This is a genomic window from Acetomicrobium sp. S15 = DSM 107314 (assembly GCF_016125955.1).
GTDB lineage: Bacteria > Synergistota > Synergistia > Synergistales > Thermosynergistaceae > Thermosynergistes > Thermosynergistes pyruvativorans.
Genome location: NZ_JADEVE010000236.1, coordinates 1 through 737 on the forward strand (window position 1 = coordinate 1; position 737 = coordinate 737).

Annotated in this window: 1 protein-coding gene; it reads left to right on the top strand. The window is 50.7% G+C overall.

Translation table 11 applies throughout. The features are described 5' to 3' along the window. Nucleotides 1-58 precede the first annotated feature (58 nt). Nucleotides 59-737 (top strand): hypothetical protein (locus EZM41_RS06690; RefSeq protein WP_198470352.1); only part of this gene is annotated, 679 nt, incomplete at its 3' end.

The following is a 737-nucleotide window of genomic DNA, read 5'->3' on the forward strand; positions in this document are numbered from 1 at the left end:
AATGAAACTTCCTATTCCACAGATTCAGCACGCCTGCTGCGACAACGGAGGCATTTATTTGGCCATTGACAATGCAAAACTAGCAGCAGACGACTTCAGAACCAAGTACGAGAATGAGCTGGCAATGCGTCAATCGGTGGAGGCAGATATCGCCGGTCTAAAGAGACTGTTGGATGAGCTGACACTGGCCAAATCAGACCTGGAGATGCAGATAGAAGGCCTCAGAGAGGAGCTGATCTTCCTCAGAAAGAACCATGAGGAGGAATTGGCAGCCTTGAGAAGCCAGATGAGTGGACAGATCAACGTGGAGGTGGATGCAAAAACACAGCCTGACTTGAACGGCATCATGAATGAAATACGTGAGCAGTACGAGGCTATGGCCGCCAAGAACCAGAGAGACCTTCAAACTTGGTACGAGACAAAGTCAGAGTCGCTGACCAAGGAAGTGGCAGGCACCACAGAAATCCTCCAAACATCCAAGACAGAGATCTCTGACCTCCGGCGCACACTGCAGGGCCTAGAGATCGAGCTACAGTCCCATCTTAGCATGAAAGGGGCTCTGGAAAACACCTTAGCTGAGACAGAGTCACGGTACGCAAATACGCTGCAGGCTCTCCAGATGCAGGTGACATGTCTGGAAGAACAGCTGACGAATTTGCGTGCTGACATGGAACGCCAGGGCCAAGAATACAAAATCCTGCTCGACATCAAGACACGTCTGGAGATGGAGATCTCAG